Origin of the sequence: Pseudomonas sp. 3HC3, from assembly GCF_044904505.1 — a bacterium.
GTDB lineage: Bacteria > Pseudomonadota > Gammaproteobacteria > Pseudomonadales > Pseudomonadaceae > Aquipseudomonas > Aquipseudomonas putida_Y.
In genome coordinates, this window is the sequence record NZ_JADDRH010000025.1 from 64,024 (window position 1) to 70,218 (window position 6,195).

Here is a 6,195-nt window from a genome sequence, read left to right on the forward strand (position 1 = left end):
GTTCCAATGAGAATAATTCCTATTACCTAAATGGCAAGCGCCGATTGCCAGATTTTTGTGTGATCAGACTTTGCGGACGAACTCGGACTTCAGTTTCATGGCGCCGATGCCGTCGATCTTGCAGTCGATGTCGTGGTCGCCATCGCACAGGCGGATGTTCTTGACCTTGGTGCCAACCTTGACCACCAGGGACGAACCTTTGACCTTGAGGTCCTTGATCACGGTGACGGTGTCACCGTCCTGCAGGATGTTGCCGACCGAATCCTTTTTCACCACCTCATCGCTGGCCGCCTCGGCATCGCCGCTGGCCGACCACTCGTGGGCGCATTCAGGGCAGATCAGCTGAGTGCCATCCTCATAGGTGTATTCGGAGTTGCATTTTGGGCAGGGTGGCAGAGTGCTCACTTCGGTTCCTCAAACAAACAGACGGGCGGTTAAAAGCCCACATTGTAAAAGGTATTTTCCCGGAAGTGATTATGTCCGGACAAAAGCATCGCGGGCAAGCCTGCTCCCACAGATGGTGTAGGAGCGGGCTTGCCCGCGAATGAATGCGACTCGGTCTGTCAGTGCGTACGCGCGACCGCAAATTCGCTCAGTTCAACCAACGCGTCCCGGTATTCACTGGCAGGCAGCACTTCGAGGCAGGCAATGGCACGCTTCACGTAATCGCGCGCCAGCTCGGCGGTGTACTTCAGCGCACCCGATTCCTCGACCGCAACGCGAATCTGTTCCAGATCCTCCAGGCCACCCTTCTGGATCGCCTGACGTACCAGGGCAGCCTGCTCGGCAGTGCCTTCACGCATGGTGTAGATCAGCGGCAGGGTAGGCTTGCCCTCAGCCAGGTCGTCACCGACGTTCTTGCCCAAGGTCTGCGAGTCGCCTTTGTAGTCCAGCAGGTCGTCGACCAGCTGGAAGGCCACGCCCAGGTGGTCGCCAAAGGTACGCAGGGCTTCGCGCTGCTCGTCGGTGGCCTGGGCCAGGGCCGCAGCGCTGTGGGTCGACGCTTCGAACAGCATCGCCGTCTTGCCACGAATGACCTCCATGTAGACTTCCTCGGTGGTGCTGGCGTCGCGTACACGCGACAGTTGCAGCACTTCACCTTCGGCAATCACCCGGGTGGCCTTGGACAGGATCTGCATGACCGGCATCGAGCCCAGTTCGACCATCATTTCGAACGAGCGCGAATAAAGGAAGTCGCCCACCAGTACGCTTGGCGCGTTGCCCCACAGGGCATTGGCGGTAGAGCGGCCACGGCGCATGCCGGACATGTCGACCACGTCGTCGTGCAGCAGGGTGGCGGTGTGCAGGAACTCGATGGTGGCGGCCAGCAGGCGCAGGTCGTCGCCTTCGCGGCCCAGGGCCTTGCCACACAGCAGTACCAGCAGGGGACGCAGGCGCTTGCCACCGGCGGACGTGATATAGTCGCCGATCTTCGATACCAGCGGCACGCGCGAGGTCAGCTGCTTCTTGATGATCTCGTCGACGGCGCTGAAATCATCAGCCACCGCGCGGTAGAAGGTTTGGGGTTGCATCGGCTGCTCCAGTGAGGTTGCGCGGCATGCTAGGTCGCGGGTCCCGGTGTGTCAAGGCGCGGTGCCAGCTGGCCGGGGGCGGCACTTGCAAGCAAAACCGCGGTTGCGTACAATCGCGCACCCTAACTTCCTGGGCAGCACCTGCCTTACGCAATTGCGCCGGGCCGTTCCAGCCCTGTGCAGCCATGCCAGCCAATACTCATCATATAAAGCGCTGGGTGAGCAGGATTATCGGAGAAATACCATGTCTTACGCAGTAATCGTTACCGGCGGCAAGCAGTACAAAGTCGCTGAAGGTGAATTCCTCAAGATCGAAAAACTGGAAGTCGCCACTGGCGAATCCGTGACCTTCGATCGCGTTCTGCTGGTCGCCAACGGTGAAGAAGTCACCATCGGTGCTCCAGTTGTTGCTGGCGCTAAAGTAGTGGCCGAAGTCGTTTCGCAAGGCCGCCACGACAAGGTTCGCATCATCAAGTTCCGTCGTCGTAAGCACCACATGAAGCGTATGGGCCACCGCCAGTGGTTCACCGAGATCAAAATCACCGGCATCCAGGCTTAATCCCCTAGATCCCCTGAATTTATTTGGAGAATTGAACCATGGCTCACAAGAAGGCTGGTGGTAGTACTCGTAACGGTCGCGACTCAGAATCGAAACGCCTTGGCGTGAAGATGTATGGCGGCCAGGTTATCAAACCAGGCAACATCATCGTCCGTCAGCGCGGTACCGAATTCCACGCTGGCTACGGCGTTGGCATGGGCAAGGACCACACCTTGTTCGCCAAGATCGAAGGCGTGATCAAGTTCGAGAAGAAAGGCGAGTTCATGCGCCGTTACGTGAGCATCGTCGCCGCTTAATCGCGACGTCGCTCCAGAAGCCCCGTCATGCGACGGGGCTTTTTCGTTTGTGGTGAGCCTCTTGCAAAGCTGTTTGTCTGGGTTGCCGGCGTTGGTTTCTACGGTCGTACGGGGCCGCCGCGCTCATTTTTGCAAGAGCCTCATGTTTTTGAGTCATTCAGCTCGTCTACCGACGAGAGGCGGTTTTAATGAAGTTTGTTGACGAAGTATCCATTCGGGTCAAGGCCGGTGACGGTGGCAACGGTTGCATGAGCTTCCGTCGCGAGAAGTTCATCGAGAACGGCGGCCCTAACGGCGGTGACGGCGGTGACGGCGGCTCGGTGTACATGATTGCCGACGATAACCTGAACACCCTGGTCGACTACCGCTACACCCGTCACCATGAAGCCCAGCGTGGCTCCAACGGCGGTAGCACCGACTGCACCGGCAAGAAGGGTGAAGATCTGTTCCTGCGCGTGCCGGTCGGCACCACCGTGATCGATGCATCCACCCAGGAAGTGATCGGTGACCTGGTCACCCCCGGCCAGAAGCTGATGGTCGCGCAAGGTGGCTGGCACGGGCTGGGCAACACCCGTTTCAAGTCGAGCACCAACCGTGCGCCGCGCCAGACCACCCCAGGCAAACCGGGTGAGCAGCGTGACCTGAAGATGGAAATGAAGGTGTTGGCCGACGTCGGCCTGCTGGGCTTGCCCAACGCCGGCAAGAGTACCTTCATCCGTTCGGTCTCGGCCGCCAAGCCGAAAGTCGCCGACTACCCGTTCACTACCCTGGTGCCAAACCTGGGCGTGGTCAGCGTCGACCGCTGGAAGAGCTTCGTCATCGCCGACATCCCCGGCCTGATCGAAGGCGCCTCTGAAGGTGCTGGCCTGGGTATCCGCTTCCTCAAGCACCTGGCGCGTACGCGCGTGCTGCTGCACCTGGTGGACATCGCGCCGCTGGACGAAAGCAGCCCGGCCGATGCCGCCGAAGTCATCGTCAACGAGCTGACCCGCTTCAGCCCGTCGCTGGCCGAGCGTGAGCGCTGGCTGGTGCTGAACAAGGCCGATATGGTCATGGACGACGAGCGCGACGAGCGTGTGCAGGAAGTGATCGACCGTCTGGAGTGGGAAGGCCCGGTCTACGTGATCTCGGCCATTTCCAAACAGGGCACCGACAAGCTCAGCCACGACCTGATGCGCTACCTCGAAGACCGCGCCGACCGCCTGGCCAACGACCCGGCCTACGCCGAAGAGCTGGCCGACCTCGACCAGCGCATCGAAGACGAAGCCCGTGCCCAGCTGCAGGCCCTGGACGACGCCCGCACCCTGCGTCGTACCGGCGTCAAGAGCGTGCACGACATCGGCGACGATGACGGTTGGGACGATGATTTCGAGGACGACGAAGACGGTCCGGAAATCATTTACGTGCGCGACTGATCGGTTGCAGTACACTAAACGCCGCTCTCTGGAGCGGCGTTTTTGTATCCACGGTATCTACAGATTCGACATAGGTTGGAAGAAGATGCGAAGCAAGGTGACGGGCGCCAAGCGCTGGGTCGTTAAGATTGGCAGTGCTCTGCTGACCGCCGATGGCAAGGGCCTCGACCGCGGTGCAATGGCCGTTTGGGTCGAGCAGATGGTCGCGCTGCGTGAGGCAGGCGTGGAGTTGGTACTGGTCTCCTCCGGGGCCGTGGCCGCCGGCATGAGCCAGCTGGGCTGGACCAAGCGACCGAGCGCGATGAACGAGCTGCAGGCGGCTGCCTCGCTCGGCCAGATGCGCCTGGTGCAGGCCTGGGAGTCGAGCTTCGGGGAGCACGGGAAGCACACCGCGCAGATCCTGCTGACCCATGACGACCTGTCCGACCGCAAGCGTTACCTGAATGCCCGCAGCACCCTGCGCACCTTGGTCGATCTGGGTGTGGTGCCGGTAATCAACGAAAACGACACCGTGGTCACCGACGAGATTCGTTTCGGCGACAACGACACCTTGGCGGCGTTGGTGGCCAACCTGGTCGAGGCCGACCTGCTGGTGATCCTCACCGACCGCGATGGTATGTTCGATGCCGACCCGCGCAACAACCCCGAAGCCCAGTTGATCTACGAAGCCCGTGCCGACGACCCCTCACTGGATGCCGTGGCCGGTAGTACCGGTGGTGCCCTGGGCCGTGGCGGTATGCAGACCAAGCTGCGTGCGGCGCGCCTGGCTGCCCGTTCCGGTGCCCACACCATCATCATTGGTGGCCGCATCGAGCGCGTGCTGGACCGCCTGAAGGCGGGCGAGCGCCTGGGTACCTTGCTGTCGCCCGAGCGCGGCATGCTCGCTGCGCGCAAGCAATGGCTGGCCGGTCACCTGCAAACCCGTGGCACCCTGGTGCTGGATGCCGGTGCCGTGCAAGCGCTGCGCCAGGCCAACAAGAGCTTGCTGCCGGTTGGCGTGAAGACTGTGCAGGGCAGCTTCCGTCGTGGCGAGATGGTGGTGTGCGTCGGTCCGGACGGCCTTGAAGTGGCTCGCGGCCTGGCCAACTACAGTGCCTTGGAGGCGCAGAAGATCATTGGTCAGTCGTCCGACGCCATCGAGTCGATCCTTGGCTATAGCGCCGAGCCGGAACTTGTACACCGCGACAACCTGGTGCTGGTATGAGCCTGCTGAAGAAGGTAATCGCTGTGGCAGCGTTTGTGCTGCCGATGTTGGCCGGCGCCGAAGAGGTCGGCCAGGTGTCCACCGTGTTCAAGTTCCTCGGGCCGAACGACCGCATTGTGGTCGAGGCGTTCGACGACCCTAAGGTAGAGGGCGTGACGTGCTACCTGTCGCGGGCCAAGACTGGCGGGGTGAAGGGGGGCTTGGGGCTGGCCGAGGATCGGGCGGAGGCATCGATTGCCTGTCGTCAGGTCGGGCCGATCAACTTCAAGGGTGAGCTCAAAGATGGCGAGGAAGTGTTCAAGGAACGTACCTCGCTGGTGTTCAAGACCATGCAGGTGGTGCGCTTTCTCGACAAGAAGCGCAATACGCTGGTGTACCTGGTCTACAGCGACCGCATGATCGAAGGCAGCCCGCAGAATGCGGTGACTGCCATTCCGATCCTGCCTTGGGCTCATTGATACCCCGTTCCTGCATACGCATCGGTGGTTGGACGCAGGTCGTCGTAGGAGCGGGTTCACCCGTGAAAGGGCCGGATCTGCTGGCCAATTTCCACCCGCCGTTCACCGTTGCAATCACCACCGTATTCGCGGGTAAACCCGCTCCTACACACGCATCGGTGGTTGGGCGCAGGCCGTCGTAGGAGCGGGTTCACCCGCGAAAGGGCCGGACCTGCTGGCCAATTTCCCCCCGCCGTTCACCGTTGCAATCACCACCGTATTCGCGGGTAAACCCGCTCCTACACACGCATCGGTGGTTGGACGCAGGTCGTCGTAGGAGCGGGTTCACCCGCGAAAGGGCCGGACCTGCTGGCCAATTTCCACCCGCCGTTCACCGTTGCAATCATCGCGGGTAAACCCGCTCCTACACACGCATCAGTGGTTGGGCGCAGGCCGTCGTAGGAGCGGGTTCACCCGCGAAAGGGCCGGACCTGCTGGCCAATTTCCCCCAGCCGTTCACCGTTGCAATCACCACCGTATTCGCGGGTAAACCCGTTCCTACACACGCATCAGTGGTTGGACGCAGGTCGTCGTAGGAGCGGGTTCACCCGCGAAAGGGCCGGACCTGCTGGCCAATTTCCACCCGCCGTTCACCGTTGCAATCACCACCGTATTCGCGGGTAAACCCGCTCCTACACACGCATCGGTGGTTGGACGCAGGCCGTCGTAGGAGCGGGTTCACCCGCGAAAGG

General features: G+C 61.5%; 7 protein-coding genes. 5 read left to right on the forward strand and 2 right to left on the reverse strand.

The window, feature by feature from the left end:
- Window positions 1-63: 63 nt before the first annotated feature.
- The gene (locus INQ47_RS23545; protein ID WP_009686103.1) at window positions 64-405 is read right to left on the reverse strand and encodes a zinc ribbon domain-containing protein YjdM; all 342 of its coding nucleotides are present in this window, start codon (window positions 403-405) and stop codon (window positions 64-66) included.
- Between the two features lie 158 nt (window positions 406-563).
- Complete coding sequence (locus INQ47_RS23550) at window positions 564-1,532, reverse strand: polyprenyl synthetase family protein (protein WP_010951940.1); 969 nt, start codon at window positions 1,530-1,532, stop codon at window positions 564-566.
- A gap of 244 nt (window positions 1,533-1,776) precedes the next feature.
- On the opposite strand from INQ47_RS23550, the gene rplU reads away from it, so the two are divergent.
- The 5 genes from rplU (at window position 1,777) to INQ47_RS23575 (ending at window position 5,464) form a co-directional block, all read left to right on the forward strand.
- Window positions 1,777-2,091: a 50S ribosomal protein L21 gene (gene rplU / locus INQ47_RS23555; protein WP_003247466.1), complete on the forward strand. Its 315-nt coding sequence runs from the start codon at window positions 1,777-1,779 to the stop codon at window positions 2,089-2,091.
- 38 nt (window positions 2,092-2,129) lie between these two features.
- Complete coding sequence (gene rpmA, locus INQ47_RS23560) at window positions 2,130-2,387, forward strand: 50S ribosomal protein L27 (RefSeq protein WP_003247464.1); 258 nt, start codon at window positions 2,130-2,132, stop codon at window positions 2,385-2,387.
- Between the two features lie 188 nt (window positions 2,388-2,575).
- Window positions 2,576-3,802, forward strand: coding sequence for an Obg family GTPase CgtA (cgtA, locus tag INQ47_RS23565; RefSeq protein ID WP_176685625.1), 1,227 nt, complete (start codon window positions 2,576-2,578; stop codon window positions 3,800-3,802).
- An 85-nt stretch (window positions 3,803-3,887) separates the two neighbouring features.
- Window positions 3,888-5,006 (forward strand): glutamate 5-kinase, encoded by a 1,119-nt coding sequence (gene proB / locus INQ47_RS23570; RefSeq protein ID WP_021784164.1) that lies wholly within the window; start codon window positions 3,888-3,890, stop codon window positions 5,004-5,006.
- Window positions 5,003-5,464 (forward strand): CreA family protein, encoded by a 462-nt coding sequence (locus INQ47_RS23575; protein WP_404702721.1) that lies wholly within the window; start codon window positions 5,003-5,005, stop codon window positions 5,462-5,464. Before proB ends, INQ47_RS23575 begins: the two co-directional genes overlap by 4 nt.
- The last annotated feature ends 731 nt before the right edge of the window (window positions 5,465-6,195 follow it).

Excerpts from the sequence above, each read along its gene's own strand:
- cgtA (WP_176685625.1), top strand. The coding sequence starts at position 2,576 with ATGAAGTTTGTTGACGAAGTATCCATTCGGGTCAAGGCCGGTGACGGT.
- proB (WP_021784164.1), top strand. The coding sequence starts at position 3,888 with ATGCGAAGCAAGGTGACGGGCGCCAAGCGCTGGGTCGTTAAGATTGGC.
- INQ47_RS23575 (WP_404702721.1), top strand. The coding sequence starts at position 5,003 with ATGAGCCTGCTGAAGAAGGTAATCGCTGTGGCAGCGTTTGTGCTGCCG.
- rplU (WP_003247466.1), top strand. The coding sequence starts at position 1,777 with ATGTCTTACGCAGTAATCGTTACCGGCGGCAAGCAGTACAAAGTCGCT.
- rpmA (WP_003247464.1), top strand. The coding sequence starts at position 2,130 with ATGGCTCACAAGAAGGCTGGTGGTAGTACTCGTAACGGTCGCGACTCA.
- INQ47_RS23550 (WP_010951940.1), bottom strand. The coding sequence starts at position 1,532 with ATGCAACCCCAAACCTTCTACCGCGCGGTGGCTGATGATTTCAGCGCC.